General features: G+C 64.4%; 18 protein-coding genes. 7 read left to right on the top strand and 11 right to left on the bottom strand.

Going from position 1 to position 22,131, the window contains the following annotated elements:
* Positions 1–11 precede the first annotated feature (11 nt).
* Together ABD884_RS21625 and ABD884_RS21630 are read right to left on the bottom strand one after the other, a co-directional pair.
* Positions 12–2,735: a PEP/pyruvate-binding domain-containing protein gene (locus tag ABD884_RS21625; protein ID WP_345051670.1), complete on the bottom strand. Its 2,724-nt coding sequence runs from the start codon at positions 2,733–2,735 to the stop codon at positions 12–14.
* 41 nt (positions 2,736–2,776) lie between these two features.
* A complete protein-coding gene (locus ABD884_RS21630) occupies positions 2,777–3,829 on the bottom strand; it encodes a universal stress protein (protein ID WP_345055180.1) in 1,053 nt (350 codons plus the stop codon).
* A 401-nt stretch (positions 3,830–4,230) separates the two neighbouring features.
* On the opposite strand from ABD884_RS21630, the gene ABD884_RS21635 reads away from it, so the two are divergent.
* A complete protein-coding gene (locus ABD884_RS21635) occupies positions 4,231–4,890 on the top strand; it encodes an NAD(P)/FAD-dependent oxidoreductase (protein WP_345055183.1) in 660 nt (219 codons plus the stop codon).
* A 102-nt stretch (positions 4,891–4,992) separates the two neighbouring features.
* Here ABD884_RS21635 and ABD884_RS21640 read toward each other — a convergent pair whose 3' ends face one another.
* Positions 4,993–5,625, bottom strand: a complete 633-nt coding sequence (locus ABD884_RS21640; protein ID WP_345051674.1) for a copper resistance CopC family protein — start codon at positions 5,623–5,625, stop codon at positions 4,993–4,995.
* Positions 5,626–5,739: 114 nt separating this feature from the next.
* On the opposite strand from ABD884_RS21640, the gene ABD884_RS21645 reads away from it, so the two are divergent.
* The 3 genes from ABD884_RS21645 to ABD884_RS21655 all read left to right on the top strand — a co-directional run bounded on the left by ABD884_RS21645 (position 5,740) and on the right by ABD884_RS21655 (position 8,651).
* Positions 5,740–7,182 (top strand): NCS2 family permease, encoded by a 1,443-nt coding sequence (locus tag ABD884_RS21645; RefSeq protein WP_345051677.1) that lies wholly within the window; start codon positions 5,740–5,742, stop codon positions 7,180–7,182.
* A 74-nt stretch (positions 7,183–7,256) separates the two neighbouring features.
* Entirely contained in the window at positions 7,257–8,222 is a 966-nt protein-coding gene (gene hutG / locus ABD884_RS21650; RefSeq protein WP_345051681.1) for a formimidoylglutamase, read from the top strand.
* Positions 8,223–8,429: 207 nt separating this feature from the next.
* Positions 8,430–8,651, top strand: coding sequence for a hypothetical protein (locus tag ABD884_RS21655; RefSeq protein ID WP_028265637.1), 222 nt, complete (start codon positions 8,430–8,432; stop codon positions 8,649–8,651).
* 78 nt (positions 8,652–8,729) lie between these two features.
* Here ABD884_RS21655 and ABD884_RS21660 read toward each other — a convergent pair whose 3' ends face one another.
* From ABD884_RS21660 to ABD884_RS21685, 6 genes are all read right to left on the bottom strand, one after another.
* Positions 8,730–8,978, bottom strand: a complete 249-nt coding sequence (locus ABD884_RS21660; protein WP_345051686.1) for a hypothetical protein — start codon at positions 8,976–8,978, stop codon at positions 8,730–8,732.
* Positions 8,979–9,172: 194 nt separating this feature from the next.
* Positions 9,173–10,765: a histidine ammonia-lyase gene (hutH, locus tag ABD884_RS21665; RefSeq protein WP_345051692.1), complete on the bottom strand. Its 1,593-nt coding sequence runs from the start codon at positions 10,763–10,765 to the stop codon at positions 9,173–9,175.
* 62 nt (positions 10,766–10,827) lie between these two features.
* A complete protein-coding gene (locus ABD884_RS21670; protein ID WP_345051696.1) occupies positions 10,828–12,585 on the bottom strand; it encodes a urocanate hydratase in 1,758 nt (585 codons plus the stop codon).
* Between the two features lie 195 nt (positions 12,586–12,780).
* Positions 12,781–13,584 carry an IclR family transcriptional regulator gene (locus ABD884_RS21675; RefSeq protein WP_345051699.1) on the bottom strand — a complete coding sequence of 268 codons (804 nt, stop codon included), beginning with the start codon at positions 13,582–13,584 and terminating at the stop codon, positions 12,781–12,783.
* Positions 13,581–13,703, bottom strand: a complete 123-nt coding sequence (locus tag ABD884_RS21680) for a hypothetical protein (RefSeq protein WP_345051702.1) — start codon at positions 13,701–13,703, stop codon at positions 13,581–13,583. The genes ABD884_RS21675 and ABD884_RS21680 overlap by 4 nt, the downstream gene beginning before the upstream one ends.
* A 68-nt stretch (positions 13,704–13,771) precedes the next feature.
* Complete coding sequence (locus tag ABD884_RS21685; RefSeq protein WP_345051704.1) at positions 13,772–15,268, bottom strand: PucR family transcriptional regulator; 1,497 nt, start codon at positions 15,266–15,268, stop codon at positions 13,772–13,774.
* A 142-nt stretch (positions 15,269–15,410) separates the two neighbouring features.
* On the opposite strand from ABD884_RS21685, the gene ABD884_RS21690 reads away from it, so the two are divergent.
* The 3 genes from ABD884_RS21690 (at position 15,411) to ABD884_RS21700 (ending at position 19,513) form a co-directional block, all read left to right on the top strand.
* Positions 15,411–16,955: a purine-cytosine permease family protein gene (locus ABD884_RS21690; protein WP_345051708.1), complete on the top strand. Its 1,545-nt coding sequence runs from the start codon at positions 15,411–15,413 to the stop codon at positions 16,953–16,955.
* A 76-nt stretch (positions 16,956–17,031) separates the two neighbouring features.
* Positions 17,032–17,829, top strand: a complete 798-nt coding sequence (locus ABD884_RS21695) for a creatininase (RefSeq protein ID WP_345051711.1) — start codon at positions 17,032–17,034, stop codon at positions 17,827–17,829.
* 199 nt (positions 17,830–18,028) lie between these two features.
* Positions 18,029–19,513, top strand: coding sequence for an amino acid permease (locus ABD884_RS21700; protein ID WP_376954274.1), 1,485 nt, complete (start codon positions 18,029–18,031; stop codon positions 19,511–19,513).
* Here ABD884_RS21700 and ABD884_RS21705 read toward each other — a convergent pair.
* Complete coding sequence (locus ABD884_RS21705) at positions 19,471–20,091, bottom strand: hypothetical protein (protein WP_345051714.1); 621 nt, start codon at positions 20,089–20,091, stop codon at positions 19,471–19,473. The two genes, ABD884_RS21700 and ABD884_RS21705, sit on opposite strands and share 43 nt — an antisense overlap.
* Positions 20,092–20,164: 73 nt before the next feature.
* The gene (locus ABD884_RS21710; RefSeq protein WP_345051717.1) at positions 20,165–22,057 is read right to left on the bottom strand and encodes a polysaccharide deacetylase family protein; all 1,893 of its coding nucleotides are present in this window, start codon (positions 22,055–22,057) and stop codon (positions 20,165–20,167) included.
* Between the last annotated feature and the right edge of the window lie 74 nt (positions 22,058–22,131).

The raw sequence follows: 22,131 nt of genomic DNA on the forward strand, positions 1-22,131 counted from the left end.
TTGAAATCGAGCTAGGTGGCCACCGTCCCCGTGGCGCCGTCCACCGTGATCCTCTGGCCCGAACTGATCCGGGACGTGGCATCCGGGACGCCCACGACTGCCGGGATCCCGTACTCCCGGGCCACGACGGCGCCATGGGAGTTGGGCCCACCCATCTCCATGACGAGGCCCCCGGCAGTCAGGAACAGGGGCGTCCAGCCGGGATCCGTGGACGGTGCCACCAGGATTTCCCCGGGTTCGAGATGCGCGCCCACAGGGTCCATGATTACCCTGGCCGCAGCGGTCACCGTTCCCGCCGACGCCGGGGTTCCCAGCAGCATGCCGTCCGACGGCGGAACTCCGGTCCCTCGGCGCAGGCCGGAGGGCAGCGCTTCCGGTTCCGTGCCGTCCGAGAGCAGCACGCGGGGCACGTGCCGACGCCTGAGTTCAAGCTCATAGGCCTCACGCCTCTCCGCTACCAAGGCACGGAGATCCGCGCCCTCCAGGCTGCGGTGGGCGTCATCGAAATCCAGGAAAAATATGTCCCCGGCGTCCTCGATTCTTCCCTCGTCCGCCAGGACCTCCCCGACGGAGGCCAGCTGCGCGCGGACCGCAGCAAAGCCCAGCACCAGGTTGTACTTGGGATGTTCGCGGAGTCCCGCGAACATCCGCGTCCGCTCAAGTGCCATTTTCACGATCCTGGCGTGGAGCGGACTCCTGGACCGCGCACGGGCCACCAACACGGCAGCCTGTTCCTCGGCGTCGTGGGCTGCTTTCTCGAACTGTTTGTCCGGCGACAGACGGGTATTGTCCAGGCGGAGATAGTTGGCCAAGACTCCGACGATGTGGGTGGGGTCCTCGGACCAGCGGGGCACGCCCAGGTCGATCTCCGCGATGGCCCGGTGCCCGTAGTCGCGCAGGAACGCCGCCAAACCCGACTGCGCGACGGCGGGCAGCCCGCCGTCGCGGTAGCTCTCCGCGAGCGGAGCGGGCTCGCCGTTTGTAAAGGCCCCGGCGGAAGCTGGATCGTCGCGGATACTGCTTGCGAGTCGCCACAGCGCAAGGTCCATTTCCGTAGTCACGTTGTTGGGCAGGCCGCGGATGACCGTCTGGAGCTCACCCCAGGAGGCCTGCTCGCCAAGGAGTTTGCGGACCAGCCCCATCATTGCGAAGCCAAGTGCCACCGGGGGCAACATGGCGGGGAGCATGGGGAACAGTTCCTCGCCCAAGATCCGCTCTGCGTGGTCCAGCCTTTCCCGGGCTGTGGCATCGGCGGAGATTTCGAGCGCAGCCTTCAGCTCGCCTCCCACCCGTTCCACCTTGTCCAGGGCGGCGGTCGGCCGGAAGAGAGCGCGAAGGAGGTTTTCAGGGACGCGGAAGCGGAGCAGGATCGGGGCGACGTGCCGGATCAGCTTGAACGGCGTCCTGCTGGTGACGGCGAAAAGCGGGTCCTCGAACAGGGCGCGCATCATCGCCGCCGAACGCGCCTCCATGACGTCGAAGATCCTGGGCACGAGGCTCCGGCCGGTCTCGCTCCGCAACACAGAAGAGAAATCAAAGTAGATCCGCTGCCCTGCCTCGTAATAGGGCGAAGGGCCGTTCCGTGGTTCGGGAACCTGGAATCCCGCCGCGCCAGCTACCGAGGACGCCATGAGCCTGATGCCTGCCAGGCCCATGGGAGTCAGGGGACGGGTCAGCCCTTGGGCGAGGCTGAAGCAAAGGTACGCGTGCGGACCAGGGACTGCGGGCTGGCGGGTCATTTGCGGGTAGAGCGTGGTGATGGGCCGGGCCTGGGTGAGCCACAGCTTGCGGTCGCCGTCGATGGCCCATTCGGTGTCCTGCGGTGCCCCGAAGTGCTCCTCGACGCGCTGGCCCAAGACAGCGAGCGCCCTGATTTGGGAGTCGTCAAGGCAAGCAACACCCGGTGCGTTCCGGGATTCGGGAGCGTCGATCCGTTCGGTGCCCCCTCCGGGGATGGACCGGATCAGCAGCTTCCGGTCCCCGATCCTTCGTTCCGTGATCCTGCCCGTCAGCGAGTCCACCACGAAGTGGTCCGGATTCACGGCGCCCGAGACCACGGCCTCGCCAAGTCCGGGACTGGCATCAATGACCGCCTCGCGGCGCCGCCCGGTCACCGGATTGGCGGTAAACAACACCCCCGCTGTCTCAGCGTCCACCATCCGTTGAACGACGACGGCGAGGCTCACCGCGGCGTGGTCAATCCCGTTGCGTGCCCGGTAGCTGACCGCCCGGTCCGTCCACAGGGAGGCCCAGCACTTGCGGACGGCTTCCAGCACGGCGTCCGCACTCACGACATTCAGGTAAGTGTCCTGCTGTCCGGCAAAACTCGCGAAGGGCAGGTCTTCGGCCGTGGCGGAGGATCTGACGGCCACCGCGGCTTCCGGGTCCAGCGCCGAGTAGGCCAAGCGAACTGCGTCCTCGACGGCGGCCGGGATCCCGGCGTCGAGCACTGCTTCCCTTGCCCCGGCCGCAAGGGAAGCGAGCCCCTCGAGGTCGCCGGGATCTGCTGCCCTAAGACCACGGAGAATATCCCCGAGCCCTCCCGTTCCTGGGCTGGCTCCGGGCTGAAGTGCGCGCCGATACGCCTCGGTGGTCAGGCAAAACCCGGGCGGGACCGGAAGCCCCGCCCAGATCAGTTCGCCGAGGTTGGCCGCCTTGCCGCCGACCCTTGGCAGCATGTTTGCCCGGATCCGGAACAGTTCGATGATGTAGCCAGGGTCTGTGTAATCCGCCATCTTCGCCTGCCCGCGTCCCCCGGTCCTTGGCCGCTTGAGAGCTATACGGCGCCGAGCATGGGACCGAAGCTGACGCGGTCTGCCAACCTGGGATCCTCGCGGTCAGGAACAACCAGCACAGGGCCTTTGGCGTGGTGCAGGACTCCGTCGGACGTCGATCCCAGGAGCATCCCTGCGAAGCCTCCCCGTCCTCGGGTGCCGAGCACGACGAGTTCGACGCCGCGGCTCACTTCCACGAGGACTTCAACGGGCGAACCATCCAGCAGTTGCGTCTCCACGGGAAGCTTGGGGAAGTGGCTCTTAATCCATGCCAAGCCTGCTTCGAGTTGAACCTTGATGTCCTTGAAGAGCGCTTCCCGGTCCAAGGGGGCCGGAACCCAGGCCAAGGAGCCGCTGTACTCAGGTACGGCGCAAATGACACGCAGCTTTGCACCCATGCGTTGGGCTTGTTCGGCGGCTTCCAATACAGCTACACGAGCCTGTTCCGAACCGTCTACACCCACTGCCACCACATTCTCGATCATGTGGGGACCGGCCTTTGCCCGCTCGGCCTTGATGTGCTTGTCCTCCGTGGTTTCGCCCAAGCGGTCCGCGCAGAAGAGCGGGACAGTCACGGTGGGGCACTTGGAGTGCGCCGGAAGGGCGCTGCTCACGGAGCCCAGGAGCCTGCCCACGAATCCGCCGCGTCCCCGGGTACCGAAGACCAGGAGCTCTGCCGTTTCGGATAGATCAAGCAGCACACCGGAGGCATCTCCGTTCTCCACCGATCCATCGACGTCGATGGCATAGCCGGAAACCTTCTCAAGGGCCTGCTTGACGATTGCCTCGGCACCGTCCCGGATAACGGAGTCATCCACGGTTGCATAGCCCCCGTCCAAGCCGGAAGCCGCGAAGATAGGCACGGAGTAGGCCGTGACTACATGCAGCGGAAGCTGCCTGCGTTCGGCCTCGCGTGCAGCCCAAATGAGGGCGCATTGACCGTGTTCGCTACCGTCAACGCCCACCACGATCCCGCCGGGGGCAATCGATGGTTCCACTCTGTTGCCTTCCGTCTCTGCATGATGACTTTCAGAGTGTTTGCCGTGCTGGTCCATGGGCCCTGCTTCCTCGCACTGCTGCTGGCTGATGTTGCGGCTATTCTGCCAGAGGCCGCGCCAACAACGTGTTTCTTGCTTGACTGCCGTGAGTTGCGGTCTCCAATGCTCACTATTCTCGTTTGCAAGGGCCGAATCAAGCGGCACGAATCGCTGGTGGAAACCCGTCCGAGCGGCTTGGATTCGGTAGGATCGCCGCGTAAAAAACGCTTTGGCAGACATGCCGATGACGGGGCTATCCACCACGCGATTTCTTCTGTAATGTTCGAGGCACTGGTGACCGGGGATGGTGTTTTTCAACACGTCAACGGCCATCATTTGCGACCGCTTGGGGGACCCGGACGCCGCCCGTGTTGCCTTCGGCAATGCATCTTTCAAGGAGGAGCCAAGCTGTGTCAACCATGCCTGCTGCGAGTACGGAACGCACCACCACCGTGGTCATCGGTACCGGCATGTCCGGCTTGGCCGTAGCTAGTGAACTCAGCCGCTACGGAGTGGACGCGATCGTGGTGGACGGGATGTATGTCCCCCGTACTTCGCAGCCGCTCAACACCGGCATCCTCCAGCGCTGCGACGCCGCTGACGCGGCCTGCCTCCAGGAGCGCAGCGAAATCCTGAGGCACCTGCGCAACTACGCAGCCAGCCACAGCCTCGATGTACGGAGCACGACGCGAGCTGTCCGCCTGGATCGTTTGGACGAGGCCCCCGCCGGCGCGGTCTCGCCGGGCTTGGCCTCTCCAGAAGCGCCTTCCCGCCAATGGGCCATCCACACGGCCAACGGAGTACTTCTAGCCGACCACGTTGTTGTCACTCGCTGCGGGCAGAGCCAGTTGCGGAGGATGCTCGCCGAACTCGGCATCGCGATCGGACAGAACCTCGTCGCCGCCATGCGCGCGATGGGAATGTATCTGGTGGGCGTTGGTGAGCTCGCCACGCCCACGCCGAAGGAAGTCCTGCGCCAAGCCAAGGTAGTGGGCCAGGCGATTTCCGCCAAGGTGCACCCGGGCAGCGTCCATGGGGCCCTTACTGGCACCTTCGCAGCAGTTCCGGCCCTGGCCTAGCCTTCCTGACCTTCTTTGAATTCCCCACGCGCGCGACACGCTCTTGCTGAGGTATGTCGCGGGAATTTCTGGCTCAAACAGGGTCAGGAAGGAGCGTTCCGGCTACGGTTCCTTTGACTCATCGTCGCTGGACTCCTCGGAGTCCCCTGCCAGCCGGCGTCGTGCAGTGACACCCAGGAACACCAAGAGCCCCGCGGCCACTACTGCGAAGGCCACGATGCTCCAAGGGAAGGGCTGGGAAGCATCGGTGGTGTTTTCCGGCGTCGTGGTGGACCCCGGAGCCGCAGTGCCGGCGGTGGGAACCTCGACCGAAGGCGCGGGTCCCACCGCGCCGCCGCCCGCCGTCGTACTTCCTGACTTCGCAGTGAAAGTGAACGTGCCCTCAATGGGGTGCGAATCCGAACTGACCACACGCCACACCACCGTGAAGGCCCCGGCAGGTGCCCCGGACCGCAACTTCTGCGATACCACGGTGTCCACAATGTCCACGGAACCGTCTGCCCAGTCCTGCCCGGACGCGTCCTTGACCTGCACCTGCGAGCCGAGCAAAAGCGGCCGGTTGTTGAAGGTGATCGACACGGAATCGGGGACGCTGGCAACGGTTGATCCGTTGGCGGGCGAGGTTGACTCGGCGACGTCGTGCGCGAAGGCAGGTGCCGCCGAGAACAGGGCGGCCGAAAAAAGGGCCGCGGTGAAAGCGAGGACGACGGCCAGCAACTGGCGGATGGGGCGCATGAGCGATGGACTCCCTTAGTGTTGGATTCCTTACAGACTAGGCGAATTCGCGAGTGCACCGAAGCTGCGGGCATAGGATTTGAGAGCACATTTCCCCGATTCCCGGAGACCTCCATGCTCAAACAGGGCTCAGCCATCGATCGCTACTTCAAGATTTCGGAACGCGGATCCAACTACTCGCGGGAAATCCGAGGCGGCTTCGCCACCTTCTTTGCCATGAGCTACATCGTGGTCCTCAACCCCTTGATCCTTTCCGGGGCGGACTCCCATGGCGCCTCGCTAGGGTTCGCCGCCGTCGCCGCCACCACTGCCTTCGTGGCAGGCATCATGACCATCATCATGGGAGCTTGGGCAAAGCACCCCTTCGCAGTGGCTACCGGACTGGGCGTCAATGCGTTCGTGGCCGTCACGATTGCCTCGCATCCCGGCCTGACGTGGCCGGACATGATGGGCCTCGTCATGCTCTCGGGGTTGACCATGCTCATTCTGGTGCTCACCGGTTTCCGGACCGCGGTGTTCAAGGCCGTACCCGAGGCACTGAAGACTGCGATCGTGGTGGGCATCGGCCTCTTCATCGCCCTGATCGGCCTGGTCAATGCCGGCTTCGTGCGCCGCATCCCGGACGCCGCCGGTACCACCGTCCCCCTCGGCCTGGGCGTCGACGGGAAGCTGCTTGGCTGGCCCACCCTGGTGTTCGTCGTTGGCCTTGTCCTGACCATCGCCTTGGTGGTCCGCAAGGTGCGTGGCGCCATCTTGATCGGCATCATCGTCTCCACGGCCCTCGCAGCCATCCTGGAATTCACCCTGCACATCGGTCCGAGTTTCGACGGTAAGAACTACAACCCCCGCGGCTGGTCCCTGGTTGCCCCCAAGTTCACCGAGTGGGCCGCCCCGGACCTGTCCCTCATCGGCAAGGCCAACCCCCTCGGCGCCTTCCAACACCTCGGCATCATCGCCGCCACCCTCTTGGCTTTCGTGATCCTCCTCAGCATCTTCTTCGATGCCATGGGCACCATGGTGGGCCTGGCGAGGGAAGCCGGAAACATCGACAAGCACGGGAACATCCCCAATGTGGACCGTGTCCTCCAAGTGGACGCCCTCAGCGCGATCGTGGGCGGCGGGGCCTCCGTGTCCTCCAACCAGATCTTCGTGGAGTCGGGTGCGGGCATCGGCGAGGGCGCCCGCACCGGGCTGGCTTCGATCGTGACGGGCCTGTTGTTCCTGGTGGCCATGTTCTTCACCCCGCTCATCAACTTGGTCCCGTTCGAGGCTGTGGCTCCCGCCCTGGTGGTGGTGGGCTTCATGATGGTGTCGCAAGTGGGGAAGATCCATTGGCAGGACTGGGGTGTGGGCATTCCTGCGTTCCTGACCATGTCCCTCATGCCGTTCACCTACTCGATCGCCAACGGCCTGGGTGCGGGGTTCATTTCCTTCGCCCTGATCCGCACGTTCCAAGGCCGGGCCCGCGAAGTCCATCCGCTCATGTGGGCCGTGGCCGCGGCATTCCTGCTGTTCTTCGGGATCGGTCCGGTCGAGGAAATCCTGGGCGTCAAATAGGCCTTTCCGGAATACCGGACACCCTTCGGCCGCCGGAGGTGTATTTCGGCGCCGCCATGAGCTGAGCTTGGATCATGGAGATTTCCCCGGCTGTTGCCGACATACGCCCGACGCCGTGGACCGGCCGTTTCGACGGCGACGGCGAGCAGCACCGGCGCTGGTGGCAAGTGGTGACGCCTTACACCCCCTGCGCAGAATCCCCCGGCGCGAGCGAAGCGGGTCCCCGGCCCGCCGTCGTCGTGGGGTTTCGCAGTGATGAGGGGGTGCGGCGCAACAAAGGCCGGACCGGCGCGGCGGCCGCGCCGGTGGCTATCCGGCAAGCCTTGGCTCCGCTGGCTTTCCATCTGGACCGGGACGTCTTCGACGCCGGCGACGTCGTTGTGGAGGACGGCTCGCTGGAGGCGGGGCAGGAGCGCGCCGGCCGCGTGATCTCCGCATTGCTCGACGCCGGCAAGCTCACGGTACTGCTCGGCGGCGGCCACGAAACCGCCTTCGCAAGCTACCTGGGCGTGGCTGGCTCAGAGGCCATGCGCAGTGGGAAGCGGCTCGGTGTGCTGAACCTGGATGCGCATTTCGACCTGCGTGACGAGCCGGTGCCGAGCTCGGGCACGCCGTTCCTGCAGATGGCGCGAGCGGAAGCCGCCGCCAGCCGCGAACTGAAATACGCCGTCGTCGGAATTTCCGAGCCCAACAACACCCGTGCACTCTTCGACACGGCGCATCGCTTGGGCGTGAAGTACTTACTGGATGAGGACTGCTCCGCGGAAGCCGTTCGGGAGTTCGTGGGGCGGTTCCTGGACACCGTGGACGTGCTGTACCTGACGATTGACCTGGACGTGCTTCCGGCATCGGTGGCTCCCGGCGTGAGCGCTCCCGCGGCGTATGGCGTTCCGTTGCCCGTCATCAGCGCTGTGTGCCGGCAACTCGCCGCGAGCGGGAAGCTCCTGCACGTGGACGTCGCCGAACTCAACCCCGGATTCGACATCGACTCGCGGACCGCCAAGGTAGCCGCGCGCTTGGTGAACACGCTGCTGGGCTAGCGGTCTGGTCGCCCGCCCAACTGACTCGCATTTGTTGTCGTTCTGAGGCGTTATAACGATACCTACTGCGAGTTAGTTGGGCGCCTGCATGTTGGACGACAGCCGGTGATCCAGCTCCCAGAATGAAGGACATCCCACGACTCTTTGCTACCTTTTGATGCAGGAATTGCCGCTCCCCCCTGCGGCACCCTGCAGAAGGAGCCCCCAATGAACACCGCAACAATTGAACACAACGAAATCCGCTTGTCCTTTTCGTCCGTCGACGAGGTCCACGCCGGGCTGAACCGTGCTGTGGGCACCCTCATCGAGGCTGCAGCAGACAACGGCCGCTGCGGGATCCTCGTGACCCGCCACGAGCCTGGAAACTACACAGTGGCCCTTGACGAGTCCGTGCCGTTCGGCCAGACCCGCGAAGTCATCGCCGCCTAGTTTCACATGCCAAGGAGCGGCCCTTCCGCGTCATCGGGAGGGCCGCTTCTTGGCATCGAAATTCACTTGTTCGACTAGCTACGCCCGGCGCAGCACCACGCCGTCGGACTTCATGAAAAGCTGCTTGGCGGCTTCGTCAGCACCAGGTCCGGCAGGTTCAAGCCACACAACATTGCCGCTGCCCGAGACTTCCTGCACCTCCCCCGCCGCGACCACGTGTGCATGCCTTAAGACTTCGATCCGCTCCCCCACCTTCAAGCTTCCCCAATTGGAAACGACGGCGGACTGTGCGATTCGCCTGGACAGGACTGTCCCGCGTGCCTTCATTGAACTTCTACCCCTTTGTGGATGTTCGTTGTTTCAGTTGTGAACGGATATTCCCCCGGCAGGCCCACGACATCGTCGGCGTGGACATGCCGTACCCCATAAGTTCTACTACACAGAAAGCGCCCCGTGGCACGTATTGCCAAACATTTCCGGGGCGCTTCCGTTTTTTCACCCGAACGGTTTTTTGTTCGGTCTCAGGCGAGAATTCCGACGGCGGATTCGGCGGCCGCCCGCACCTCGCCAGCGGCTACCAAGCGGTCCGCCGCTTCCAGTTCAGGTGAGAGGAAACGGTCGGTTCCGGGGCCGTCGACGACGCCGCGCAGCACCTCGATCACGGCGGCGCCAGCGGGTCCCGGAGTAAGTTCGCCGCCGGACAGTTTCGTGCGGATGTCCAGTGCGCGTGCACTTGTCACGAGTTCCACGGCCAAGACGCGGCGCAGGTTCTCGATGGCCTTGCGCAGCTTGCGGGCGGCATGCCAACCCATGGAGACGTGGTCTTCCTGCATGGCGGAGCTCGGGATGGAGTCCACCGACGCCGGCACGGCCAAGCGCTTGTTGTCCGAGACAAGACCGGCCTGGGTGTACTGGGCGATCATGAGGCCCGAGTCCACGCCGGGATCGTCGGCAAGGAAGGCCGGGAGTCCGTGTGAGCGGGCCGGGTCCAGCATGCGGTCCGTGCGGCGCTCTGCGATGGAGGACAGGTCCGCGACGGCGATGGCCAGGAAGTCCAGCACGTAGGCCACGGGGGCGCCGTGGAAATTTCCGTTGGAGGACACTCGGCCATCCGGAAGCACCACGGGGTTGTCGATGGCGGCTGCCAACTCCCGGGAGGCGACGAGCTCAGCGTGCGTCACCGTGTCGCGGACTGCGCCGGCCACCTGGGGCGCGCAACGGAGCGAGTATGCGTCCTGGACCTTCGTGTCATTCACACGGTGCGAAGCAACGATCGGTGAGTTGGAGAGCACCCTCAGCATGTTGTCCGCGCTGGCTGCCTGGCCCGGGTGGGGACGCAATGCTGCGTGCAGCTCAGGCAGGAAAACCTGGTCCGTACCGAGCAGCGCCTCGACGCTGAGCGCAGCGGTGATGTCCGCCGTCGTGAGCAGCAGGTGCAGGTCGGCGATGGCCATCAGGAGCATGCCGAGCATGCCCTCGGTGCCGTTGACCAGCGCCAGGCCTTCCTTTTCCGCAAGGACGACGGGCTCGATGCCGTGTTCGGCGAGCAGCACGGCGACAGGCTTCGTGCCGGCAGCGCCATAGAGTTCGCCGTCGGGACCGATCGCTTCACCTTCGCCCATCAGGACCAGGGCGCAGTGGGACAGCGGAGCAAGGTCTCCGGAGCAACCGAGGGATCCGAATTCGCGGACGACGGGGGTGATGCCGGCGTTGAGGACGTCCACCATGGTCTGCAGGACCACGGGACGAACTCCCGTGCGGCCCGATGCCAAGGTCTTGGCGCGAAGAAACATGATGCCGCGGACCACTTCGCGTTCCACTGCCGGGCCCATGCCGGCGGCATGGCTGCGGATGAGCGACTTCTGCAGCTGGGTGCGGAGTTCGTTGGGGATGTGGCGGTTGGCCAGGGCGCCGAAGCCCGTGGAGACACCGTACGCGGGGACCTCGCTGTGGGCGAGGTCGTCGATGTGTGCGCGGACCTTCGCCACCGTGTCCAGGGCTTCCTGGGAAATGGTCACCTTGGCGTCGTGGCGTGCGACGGCGACGACGTCCTCCGGTGTGACTCCGCTGGAGCCGAGGGTGACGGTCTTTGGTTCGTGTGTTGTAAGTGTCATGGTGTTCCTTTCTCACCCAACTAGCTGGCAGTTAATGTCGTTTTGAGCGCTCAAAACGACATCTAGTGCGAGCTAGTTGGGGTGGATTCGTTCATGGGGATGCGGACGCCGCGTTCCCTTGCGACTTCGACGGCGCGCGGGTAGCCGGCGTCGACATGGCGGATGACGCCCATGCCGGGGTCGTTGGTGAGGAGGCGTTCGAGCTTCTCGGCAGCGAGCTCGGTGCCGTCGGCAACAGAAACCTGCCCGGCGTGCAGGGAGCGGCCGATACCCACGCCGCCGCCATGGTGGATCGAGACCCAGGTCGCGCCGGAGGACGTGTTGAGCAGGGCGTTCAGCAAGGGCCAGTCGGCAATCGCGTCGGAGCCGTCGGCCATGGACTCGGTTTCCCGGTACGGGGAGGCGACCGAACCGGAGTCCAAGTGGTCGCGGCCGATCACGATGGGAGCCTTGACCTTGCCCTCCTTCACGAGCTGGTTGAAGAGCAGGCCGGCCTTGGCCCGTTCGCCGTAACCGAGCCAGCAGATCCTCGCCGGCAAGCCTTCGAACTCGACCCGCTCGGCAGCAGCATCGAGCCACTTGTGCAGGTGGGTGTTCTCCGGGAACAGTTCCTTGATCGCCGCATCGGTCACGGCGATGTCTTCGGGGTCACCGGACAGCGCGACCCAGCGGAACGGACCAAGGCCCTCGCAGAACAGCGGACGAATGTAGGCCGGGACGAAACCGGGAAACTCGAACGCCCGGCCGTAGCCGCCCTTGCGGGCCTCGTCGCGGATCGAGTTGCCGTAGTCGAAGACCTCGGCGCCGGCGTCCTGAAACTCCACCATGGCCTGCACGTGCCGGGCCATGGAGGCCTGGGCCTTTTTCGTGAAGCCTTCCGGGTCCGCCTCTGCCTCGGCGTGCCAGTCGGTCACGGTGATGCCCTCGGGCAGGTAGGACAGCGGGTCATGCGCGGACGTCTGGTCGGTGACGACGTCGATGGTCAGCTCGCCGGCCTTGTGACGGCGCAAGAGTTCCGGGAACACCTCGGCAGCGTTTCCGACGTAGCCCACGGACCAACCGCGGCGCGCTTCCTTGGCCTTGACGACCTTGGCGATCGCGGCGTCGAGATCGGTTTCGACCTCGTCCAGGTAGCGCTTGCCGGCACGGCGGCGCAGGCGGCTCTCGTCGACGTCGACGATCAGGCACGCGCCGCCGTTGAGGGTGACAGCCAAGGGTTGGGCGCCGCCCATGCCGCCGCAACCGCCGGTCAGGGTCAGGGTCCCGGCCAGCGGGCCTTCCGTGGAGCCTTCGGCGACGGCGGCCAGGCGACCGGCAGCGTCATGCCTTGCGGCCCCGAGTTTGTTCCCGACGGCGGCAAACGTCTCGTAGGTGCCCTGCAGGATCCCCTGGGTGCCGATGTAAATCCAGGACCCGGCGGTCATCTGCCCGTACATCATCAGGCCTTCGGCCTCGAGGCGCCGGAACTCGGGCCACGTTGCCCAATCGCCCACGAGGTTGGAGTTGGCCAAAAGCACCCGGGGTGCCCATTCGTGGGTGCGGAAGACGCCGACGGGCTTGCCGGACTGGACCAGCAGGGTCTCGTCCTTCTCCATGGTTTCCAGGGTGCGGGTGATCGCGTCGAACGCGGCCCATGAACGGACGGCACGGCCTGTGCCGCCATAGACGACCAGGTCATCCGGGTGTTCGGCGACCTCCGGGTCCAGGTTGTTCATCAGCATGCGCAAAGGCGCCTCGGTCTGCCAGGACTTGGCAGTGAGCTTGGTGCCGCGGGCGGCCTTGACCGGACGGGCTCCGGTGGTGAAATCGGCGGGTGCCATGATGACTCCTTCGTCTCTGGAGGTTGCTGGATGTAAGTCCTTCTGTATCCAGTAGAGCCCCTCCGCATCCTTCTTGGAACGGCTTTATGAAGGGTCCTGTCCGGAATACCAGACTCAACTGACTCGCAGTTAATGTCGTTTTGAGGGCTCATAACGACAACGATTGCGAGCTAGTTGGGTGGGGTTGCCGGGAGGCTAGGCGGGGCGGCCGTGGATGCGCACCGACAGCTCGTCCGCCGTCTTTTGGATTCGTGCGGCGAGGGCGGGCCAATCCTCGGCTGGCACCCGGTCCTCGAGGAAGGTCACGGCGACTGCCGCCGTCGGCCATCCCAAATGGTCGGTGACGGCGGCAGCCACCGAGCCGAAGCCGGGGGTGACTTCGCCGTGTTCGGTGGCGTAGCCGCGCTGACGGACTTGGTCCAGGTGCGAGGACAGGGCCGAGTACTTCATGATGGGCGATTCCATCTCGTGCCGGGCCGTGAATGCCGCCGCATTCGGATACAGGGCCCTCACCTGCGATTTCGGCAAGGCGGCCAGGATGGCGCGGCCGCTGGCAGTGAGGTGGCTGGGAAGCCGGACCCCGACGTCGGTCACCAGGGACGGACGGTTCTTGGCGCGCTCCTCCACGATGTACAGCACGTCGCGGCCATGGAGCACCGCCAAATGCGCGCTCTCGCCGATTGAATCGACGAGGGCGGCCAGTACGGGGCGGCCGAGCCGGGACAACGGCTCTTGCCGCGAGTACGCCGAACTGAGTTCAAAGGCACTGATGCCCAGCCCGTAACGCTGCTCCTCATGAAGGTGCAAGACGAAGCCGTTGGCCTCCATGACGCCAAGCAGGTGATAGACGCTGGATCGGGGCAGGTCCAGCGCAGTGGCTATGTGGGACGCCGCCATCGGGCCGCGTCGGGAAGCGAGCAGCTTCAGGATGCGCAAAGTGTTCTCGGCGGCGGGAACCTTGGAAGCGGCCCGGCGTTGGGTGGACGACTGTATGGTCATAGCTCCTCTTCGAGTCCACGGAAGTATCCGGACGCCCGGCTGGCGCAGGCCATCAGGCGGGCGTCCGTGATCCCGTACTTAAGCGTGCGCCCCCTACGAAGGGTCGCAAGGCCAATCACAAACCCAATTGTCTGGAATACCAGACAATTGCGATCCTATTGGATCAGACATGCTTTAGCCGGTCCCGTCATGTCCCCACAGACCCGGCAACCCCGTTGGCTGCCGCCTTGGCGGCAATGTGGATGTCAAACAACCTGCCGGAGGTACGCGGGTCCCCGCCCAAGAGTTCCTGGATCTTGTTCAGGCGCTTGTGCATGGTCTGCCGTTCAATGTTTAATGTCGCGGCGGAAGCCGTCGTGTTGCATCCCAATCCCAGCCAGCAAACCAGCGTTGCCAGCAGGTCCGTGCCATGCTTCCGGTCCCACTCCAGCAACTCCCCCAGACTTGAGCGCACATATAAGTCCAAAAATGCAGGATCGGGCACCGCACCGAATATTCGCCGGCCCAGGAACTCCATGGCGTCAAGCACTTGGCCCACGGCTGGCATGTCGAGTCCCAGGATTTCCCGTGCCTCCACATAAGACTCATGCGCACTGAGGCCGTCAACCACGTTCGGCCCGAAGGACGCGCAGATGTCAGAGCCGCCCACAGCCTCCCGCGCCGCCATAATCAGCGCTTCGCGCGCCGCCCGTGCATTGTTCGGTCCCAGGGCGAAAAGCACCACCAGCTCCCCGTCCCGCAGGTGTGATTTCACGTTCACTCCCCCAGCACGCAGGGCACGTTCGACGGCGGAGAAGTTGACTTCCCCCCTGCCGGGCGTTCGGAATACGGCCACAACCGCTCCATGGCCGGGCTGCAGCCCGGACTGCAGCCACATCCGCCGGACGTCGGCCGGGTCTCCACCCTCGATCACCGACTCCAGCAGGCGCGCCTCGGCCACTTGGGCCGGCGTGGGGCGGAAGGCCTGCGCCAAAGCCAGGGCCAGGATGCCGGACAGTCGGTCGGCCGCCAGCTCCAACAGGAAGGGATCCGGCGACGGGGACCGCAGCGTGAGCTGGGCAGCAAGCTGCCCGCCGACCACAATGTCGGCCACGGCCATTGACCCCTGCTGTTCAACCGCGCTGCCCGCATGGCCCAGCGGCAGTCCATCAACAGCGGCCAGCGACACCTGTGCCGCCAACCCCGTCGCCACCAGTCCAAGTATGGTGGGCAGGTGGGGGCCCCTGTCGGTGATCTGGCGTGCAATCCGGCGGGAGATGTCGTCAACCACGAGGTGGGCATCCGCCTGTTCATTGACCACCCTGCGGTTCACCGCCTCGGCAATGTCAACGAACGGCGCCACCGCGCGCAGTTCGATCAACGGCAGCCCGCTCTCATTGGCGGCGGCAATCAGCCCGTCCGGCAGCGGGGCCACCCGACCGGCCGTCTGCACGGCCAGGGCCGTGACGTTCCGCCCCGCCAGGCTGCGGACATAATCAAGCTGCTCGCCCGCAGGAAGGGCCAGTAGCGTCTCGCCACCCGAGAGCAGCAGCTCCCCTCCGCGCAGGAGCGGGGCAATTTCGAGCACCTCGCTTGAATGCACCCAGCGGACGACTCGCGCCAGCGTACCCGGGACATTGCTGCACAGCCGCGGGTCCGCGGCGGACATGGGCGCCGAGGCAAGGACTTCAGCAAGGGTGATCATGGACGTCCAAAGATTGGATGGCGACATTTAGTCATCTGATAATGAATAAGTGTACTCATTATGTCTCTGTATTGTGGGCCAAGTCACCAATAGGCTGGAGCAAGATTGCATTCCCCTCACAATGTAGTGAATCGAGTACGGCATGAACCGCACCAAACAACGGTCGAACGAATCGGCGACCATCGAGGTCGAAGATGTTCTGCAGCCCATCCCTGAATCGGCACGAACCAACAAACTCTCAGGCCAGTTCTGGATCTGGGCGGGAGCCAATGTCGCCCCCATCAACTGGATTCTCGGGGCCCTCGGCATCCAGCTTGGCCTGGGCCTCCGTGACACCCTCATCGTGTTGATCGCAGGAAATGCCATTGGCATGGCCGGCTTTGGATTCTTCGTCATCCTTGGCCAGCGGACGGGCGCCACAGGCATGCTCCTGGCACGCGGGGCCTTCGGCCGGCGCGGCGCCTACCTCCCGGCCGCCATCCAGGCGACCATCGCCATTGGCTGGTCCGCCGTGAACACCTGGGTCATCCTGGACCTGGTCATGGCCCTGTTCGGCATGATCGGCTGGGTGGACCCAAGCCAGCGCAACCTCTTGGTTCGCATCGCCGTTGCGGCCGTCATCATGAGTATTCAAGTGGCCATCTGCTACCGCGGATACCGGGCCATCGCCAAGTTTGAACGCCTCACAATGCCACCAACCATCATCGTCCTGGTTGCGATGTCCATCATCGCCTGGACACACCTTGACATTAATTGGGGCTACGCGGGCCCCGCCGGAGCAGTTTTGGAGGGCATGCCGCGAATCGCCGCTATGTCCGCGATCATGACCGTCATCGGCATCGGGTGGGGAATCGGTTGGTTCACCTACGCCCCGGACTACTCCCGCTTCGTTAGCCGCAAGGTCAAGCCGGCCAAGCTGTTCACGGTCAGCGTCCTGGGCCAGTTCCTGCCTGTAGTCTGGCTGGGCATCCTTGGCGCCAGCCTCGCAACAAAGAACGGCTCGGCCGATCCAGGGGAACTGATCGTCTCCAACTTCGGTACCATGGCCATCCCGGTGATCCTGCTGGTGATTCACGGCCCTATCGCCACCAACATCATCAACCTCTACACGTTCGGCGTCGCTTTCCAGGCACTGGATGTAAAGATCTCCCGACGCAAGCTATCGATCCTCGTCGGCATCTTGTCCATGGTTGCCGTCATAGCCTTCATGTTTGCCGAGGACTTTGCGACGATACTCGATACTTGGCTCGGGACCATTGTGGCTTGGGTGGCCACCTGGGGTGGCATCATGGCCGTCCACTACTTCATTTTTGAGCGCCACCACAAGGACTATTCCTACCTGTTCCTGGATTCAAAGTCCACGGCCCTGAAATCCGTCAATCCCATAGCATTCATCGCCTTCTTCGCAGGCATCATCATGACCTGGATGTTCATGTACGGCGGGATCCCGGCCCTCCAAGGCCCTATCGCCACGGCCATGGGCGGCATCGATCTGTCCTGGCTGGCCGGCACCCTCACCGCATCGGTCGTCTACTTCGCACTCGGCTACCCCCGCTTCCGCAAGCGCATCAAGGCGGGAGTGCCACTCGGCATCCGGGTTGGACTGGATGAGGATGCCGTGCTGGCTGAGCACGGTGACGCCTGCGAGGAAAAGGTTCCGGCTCCCGAGCCGGCGCTCACGGCCTAAGACCTTCCCCACCACCCACCCGGCCGCCGAAGTACCTGCCATTGGCCAGCGGCCTTTACCGAGGAACACCCCCAATATGAACAAGTCAGTATTTCTGGAAGACCTGGACGCCTTTACCTACCGCGAAGCCCTGGCGTCCGGAGAGGCGATAGTCCTCATCCCTGTCGGTTCGCTAGAGCAGCACGGACCGCACCTGCCGCTAGGAACGGACACTATCCTGTCTTCGCATTTCGCAGAGGGTGTCGCCAAACGCCTCGGGGCACTCGTTGCCCAGCCCATCGCCTATGGGTACAAGTCACAGCAGAAGTCCGGCGGCGGCAATCACCTCCCCGGAACCACCAGCCTGGACGGTGCCGCACTCATCGGTGTCGCGCGCAATCTGGTCAAGTCCTTCCTTAACCAAGGCGTCCGGCACGTGGTCTTTATCAATGGGCACTTTGAGAACTACCAGTTCCTCTACGAGGGGATCGACCTGGCCTTGGAAGAGCTGGGAATCGGCCCGGGGGCGGAACAGAGCGTGCTGCTGCTTTCCTACTGGGACTTTGTCAGCCAGGACACGCTGGCCCGGGTCTACCCCGACGGCTTCCCGGGTTGGGAGATCGAGCACGGCGGTGTCCTGGAAACCTCGCTCATGCTCCACCTTGAGCCGGCTCGTGTGGCCATGGACCGGCTGGTCGATGGCCCCGCCGCCGTTCTCCCCCGCTTCGACCGGCTCCCCGTAGTGCCGGAGCGGACGCCGGCCACCGGCTGCCTTTCATCGGCAGCCGGGTCCAGCGCGGACAAGGGCGTACTGCTCTACGGCCAAGTTACCGACCACCTCGCCCTGGAACTGGCCGGCGAGCTGCTTGGCCAACCCGCAGTCATACCGGTCTAGGCTGCGTTCCTCTTTACAGGCGTAGATAGGAAGGCAGGCTGCAATCGACCAGGGCCTGCAGACTTCACGCTCCATGGCCCCTGCATCGCGCGGCAGCGTCTGAGAACCGAGACAACAATGTGCCGTGAGACCCATCACAACCCGCCGCGAAATGGTGTGCTGGATACCAGTCCCCTCCCAATGACGAGAAGGTATTCGTATGCAGCAGGCACCAACAGCCGTCAGGACACCAGCGGTCCAAGCCGTCGAAGGCATGGTAAGCACTGTTCTCAGCCGCGGCCTCAACGTCCGCCACATCCGCTTTATGGCCCTCGGATCGGCCATCGGAACAGGGCTCTTCTACGGCTCTGCTTCCGCCATCCAAAAGGCAGGCCCGGCCGTCCTGTTCGCGTACATCATCGGTGGCGCCGCCGTCTTCATGGTGATGCGGGCCCTCGGCGAAATGGCTGTCCGCCATCCAGTCTCCGGCTCATTCGGCCAGTACGCCAGCCGCTACCTCGGACCGCTCGCCGGGTTCATCACCGGCTGGACCTATGTCTTCGAAATGGCCATCGTGGCGATCGCGGACGTGACCGCCTTCAGCATCTACATGGGCTTCTGGTTCCCGCACGTGGACCGATGGATCTGGGTCCTGGCGATTATCCTGCTCCTTGGCGCCATGAACCTCCTGAGCGTCAAGGTTTTCGGGGAGCTTGAGTTTTGGTTCTCCCTCATCAAGGTGGTGGCGATCATTGCCATGATTGCGGGCGGGGCGGGGATCATCGTGTTCGGCTTCCACTCGGGCGACGGCGGTGTGGCACCAGGTGTGGGGAACCTCGTTGACCACGGAGGCCTGTTCCCGAACGGCTTCGAAGGGCTCCTGGCCTCGTTCGCCGTCGTCATGTTCGCCTTTGGCGGGATCGAAACGATCGGCATCACCGCAGGCGAAGCCGCCGACCCCAAGAAAGTCATTCCGCAGGCCGTCAACACGGTGCCGGTGCGCGTCCTGCTGTTCTACGTCCTCACCCTCGGCGTGCTCATGAGCCTGTTCCCTTGGAACGAGATCGGAAACAACGGCAGCCCGTTCGTGCAGATCTTCAGTGGCCTCGGCATCCCCGCCGCTCCCCACATCCTCAATGCGGTGGTCATCACGTCGGCGCTGTCCGCCATTAATAGCGATATTTTCGGCGCCGGACGCATCCTCTTCGGACTCTCCCAGCAGGGACATGCTCCGAAGAGCTTCGGCAAGATCTCGCGCCACGGGGTTCCATGGATGACCGTGGTCCTGATGGGCGGCATCCTCCTGGTGGGCGTGGTGCTCAACGCCGTGATCCCCGAAAACGTGTTCCTGGTGATTGCCTCCATCGCAACCTTCGCGACGGTGTGGGTGTGGGTCATGATCCTCGCATCGCACGTCGCCATGAAGCGGGAGATCAAGCTCAGGGGCTTACCGGCGTCGGAATTCGCATCTCCCTGGTGGCCGGCCGCGTCGGTGTTGACCATCGCCTTCATGGCCTTGGTAATCGTGATTCTTGGCGTCTTCGAGGACACCCGCGTTGCCTTATATGTGGGCGCATTATGGCTCGGGCTGCTGGTGCTGGCCTACAGGTTGTGGGTCCGCGGTGGCGGGCTTATGCGGGCGGAACTGGTCGATGAAACTTCTCAGCCGGCCGGAATCCAATCCACGCGCGAATCTGAATCATAGACCCGGCAGACACGCACTCCGTCCTGGGAAGGACCATCGACAAGCTTCGTGGTGATCTTCATCAGGACGTCGTACGACGCCTTTCCGGAGGCCGCCGTTGACCGTGCCGGGGTTCCGGAGAAGGCGACGGAAACAATGGTGAATGGCCGGGGCACCACCGTTCCGGTCACGATTGAAGAGTGGCTGGCATCGCTTTGCAGCCGGGCTGTGCAAGCATTCTCGATGCGCTGGACCCCCGAGGCGTCGAGCCCCGGTGCTGCCGGAGCCGGCACGGCGGGAACAGGCGCAGCCGACGCTGGTGTAACCGGAACGTCAGGCTTCGCGCTGCCCGGAGCGGACGCCGCCGGGGTCGCGGCCTGACTTGAGGGCGCAGCGCTGACTGAGGGGTTGGCGGCAGCACCGGCGCTCGGCGCCTTGGCGGAGCCCGTTGCGGAGGGCGCCGCGCTTGCGGTGGCCGACGGCGGGGCGCCGGCATCTGCGTGGGATGCTGTCTGTGTGGCGTTGAAGGTGATCGCGCCGGCCAATCCCACCGCAACCACGCCCGCAACCACGATTCCTGCTTTTGCCGCTTGTTTCATTGTTCCCAGCTCATTTCCCTGACCTTTGCGCGGCCAACGGCCGTGCCCTCCCATACGTGAAGCTCCCGATGTTTCACATTGCCGGCGCCCCGACCGTGTCGTACATGGCGTAGTCGTCAGTAGTCAGCGTGCCGTTGCTGAAAAGGTTCAGGCCGAAGCTCACGGCTGTGGCACCGTCCGGTAGCACGGGAGTGGTGAAGCTGGCTTGGGTATAGGTGTCCGACGCCGCCAGCCAGGGACTCGAGGTCCAATAGACCCAAGTGCCCGTAGCATCCCGGTAGTACACCGTAAACTGGGTCACCGCCGTCGACGTGTACCAGGTCCTGAGCGAATAGCTGTGGCCGGCGATGGCCGGCGGAGCGCAGCTGCCGTTGTCCATTGTCTGGAGCAGTTTGGCGTCGCCGTCGGTGTAACCACTGACAGTGAGTTGGACCGCCGTCGTGCCGCTGTGCGCAGCTGGCACGGTGCTGAAGCCCGGGGTGTTCGTTCCATAGCCCCCGGTCTGCCAGCATTGCGGTGCCCAGCCGATTCCCGCCGTCTCAAGGCCGGCGTTCTGCACCAGGTTGGTGCCGGGAGCCGGTGGTGTCGGGGCAGGCGCTGTGGCGGTGTCAAACATTTCGTAGTCATCGGTGATGAGAGTGCCGTTGCTGAAGAGGTTCAAGCCGAAGCTGATTCCGTTTGCTCCCGCCGGGAGTGCGGGCGTGGTCCACGCAGCCTTTTGGTAGCTCGTCGCCGCAGCAAACCATGGGCTGGATGTCCAGTACTTCCAGGAGCCCAAGCCAGTTCTGTAGTACAGGGTGAATTGCGTGGGCACGGTGGACGTGTACCAGGCTCCGATGTTGTATTGATGCCCCTCAGTTGCGGTGGGCGAGCACCCGCCCAGGTCCAGGGCCGGCAACAATTTCGCGTCGCCGTCCACGTAACCGGTCATCACGAGCTTCTCGGCGACCGCGCCCGTCCGGCCAGGGCTGACCACGGAGTAGCTGGGCGTATTGGTGCCATAGCCACCGGCGAACCAGCATTGCGGCATTCCGCTCACCAGGGTCTCCAGCCCAGGGTTCTGCACAAGGTTGCCACTAGGTGCCTGGGGAGGCACCGCCGGGCCGGCGACCAGCGGCTTGACCGCTCCGCCGATCACTTGGTTGACGGTCTTCACCGTGGTCGTTGCGGGACGTGCCTTGAGCCATGTCAGGAATTGGTCGAAGAGGGCTGGTTGGATGTTCAAGGGGTCCGTGCTGTTCGCATCAATGTGGTGGAAGGTCAGCTGCACCCAGCCGCCGGCCGCCTCGGCTTGGGTGACCGAGGTCTGCAGATCCGCCAGCGTCCACGTGGAATCCACCTCATCGGGCGCCGCGGTGTTGTAGGGATTGGCCGGCGGCATCGTCTCAGCCAGGGCGCAGGTGGAACAACTGAAGCGCGTCTTGATATCACCAAGGCCACGGGCGCTGTTGTAGCCGCAACCCTGCGCGATGGTCTCGGCCGCTGCGTTCTCCGAAGCAAAGGGGTAGGCGAAGTCGGTGATCGAGAACCCCCAGTTGCTCAGGTTCACCCTGTCGTTGCAGATCTGACGCTTGGCTTCGTCCGCAGGCAAGGTGATCAAGTCGGGGTGGGTTACGGTGTGACCGCCGATCTCGTTGCCGTCCGCGACAAGTCCGTGGAGGTCCGCAACGGACAGGTAGCCGGGATTGTCCGTGAATCCGGAGGTGATGAAGAACGTCCCTGCCATGCCTTGGGCCTTCATCGTTTGGGCCGCGTTCAGCTGGTCCGCATTCCCGTCGTCGAACGTCAGGGAAACCACGGTGGGATTGGCAGCTTGCGCGGCGGGGGCCGCCACTACCAGCCCGACGCTGGCCAGGGCGATGGCGGCAACGGCCGCGATCGCACGGGAACGACGACGGCGGGAGCCCGCCGTCGGAATGACCCGCGGCTTGAGCTTCTCTTGAGTGGACGGATTGGACAAGTTCATAGACAGACCCCATCTGGCTGCGGCTCAAGGAACCGTAACGGCACGCAGAACGGGGATACCGAACAGCCCCCGGA

The organism is Arthrobacter methylotrophus (assembly GCF_039539965.1).
Taxonomy (GTDB): Bacteria; Actinomycetota; Actinomycetes; order Actinomycetales; family Micrococcaceae; genus Arthrobacter; species Arthrobacter methylotrophus.

Excerpts from the sequence above, each read along its gene's own strand:
- ABD884_RS21630 (WP_345055180.1), bottom strand. The coding sequence starts at position 3,829 with ATGGACCAGCACGGCAAACACTCTGAAAGTCATCATGCAGAGACGGAA.
- ABD884_RS21675 (WP_345051699.1), bottom strand. The coding sequence starts at position 13,584 with ATGACCATACAGTCGTCCACCCAACGCCGGGCCGCTTCCAAGGTTCCC.
- ABD884_RS21625 (WP_345051670.1), bottom strand. The coding sequence starts at position 2,735 with ATGGCGGATTACACAGACCCTGGCTACATCATCGAACTGTTCCGGATC.
- ABD884_RS21705 (WP_345051714.1), bottom strand. The coding sequence starts at position 20,091 with ATGAAACAAGCGGCAAAAGCAGGAATCGTGGTTGCGGGCGTGGTTGCG.
- ABD884_RS21695 (WP_345051711.1), top strand. The coding sequence starts at position 17,032 with ATGAACAAGTCAGTATTTCTGGAAGACCTGGACGCCTTTACCTACCGC.
- ABD884_RS21660 (WP_345051686.1), bottom strand. The coding sequence starts at position 8,978 with ATGAAGGCACGCGGGACAGTCCTGTCCAGGCGAATCGCACAGTCCGCC.
- ABD884_RS21710 (WP_345051717.1), bottom strand. The coding sequence starts at position 22,057 with ATGAACTTGTCCAATCCGTCCACTCAAGAGAAGCTCAAGCCGCGGGTC.
- ABD884_RS21670 (WP_345051696.1), bottom strand. The coding sequence starts at position 12,585 with ATGGCACCCGCCGATTTCACCACCGGAGCCCGTCCGGTCAAGGCCGCC.
- ABD884_RS21645 (WP_345051677.1), top strand. The coding sequence starts at position 5,740 with ATGCTCAAACAGGGCTCAGCCATCGATCGCTACTTCAAGATTTCGGAA.
- ABD884_RS21640 (WP_345051674.1), bottom strand. The coding sequence starts at position 5,625 with ATGCGCCCCATCCGCCAGTTGCTGGCCGTCGTCCTCGCTTTCACCGCG.
- ABD884_RS21700 (WP_376954274.1), top strand. The coding sequence starts at position 18,029 with ATGCAGCAGGCACCAACAGCCGTCAGGACACCAGCGGTCCAAGCCGTC.
- ABD884_RS21690 (WP_345051708.1), top strand. The coding sequence starts at position 15,411 with ATGAACCGCACCAAACAACGGTCGAACGAATCGGCGACCATCGAGGTC.
- ABD884_RS21655 (WP_028265637.1), top strand. The coding sequence starts at position 8,430 with ATGAACACCGCAACAATTGAACACAACGAAATCCGCTTGTCCTTTTCG.
- hutG (WP_345051681.1), top strand. The coding sequence starts at position 7,257 with ATGGAGATTTCCCCGGCTGTTGCCGACATACGCCCGACGCCGTGGACC.
- hutH (WP_345051692.1), bottom strand. The coding sequence starts at position 10,765 with ATGACACTTACAACACACGAACCAAAGACCGTCACCCTCGGCTCCAGC.
- ABD884_RS21685 (WP_345051704.1), bottom strand. The coding sequence starts at position 15,268 with ATGATCACCCTTGCTGAAGTCCTTGCCTCGGCGCCCATGTCCGCCGCG.
- ABD884_RS21635 (WP_345055183.1), top strand. The coding sequence starts at position 4,231 with ATGCCTGCTGCGAGTACGGAACGCACCACCACCGTGGTCATCGGTACC.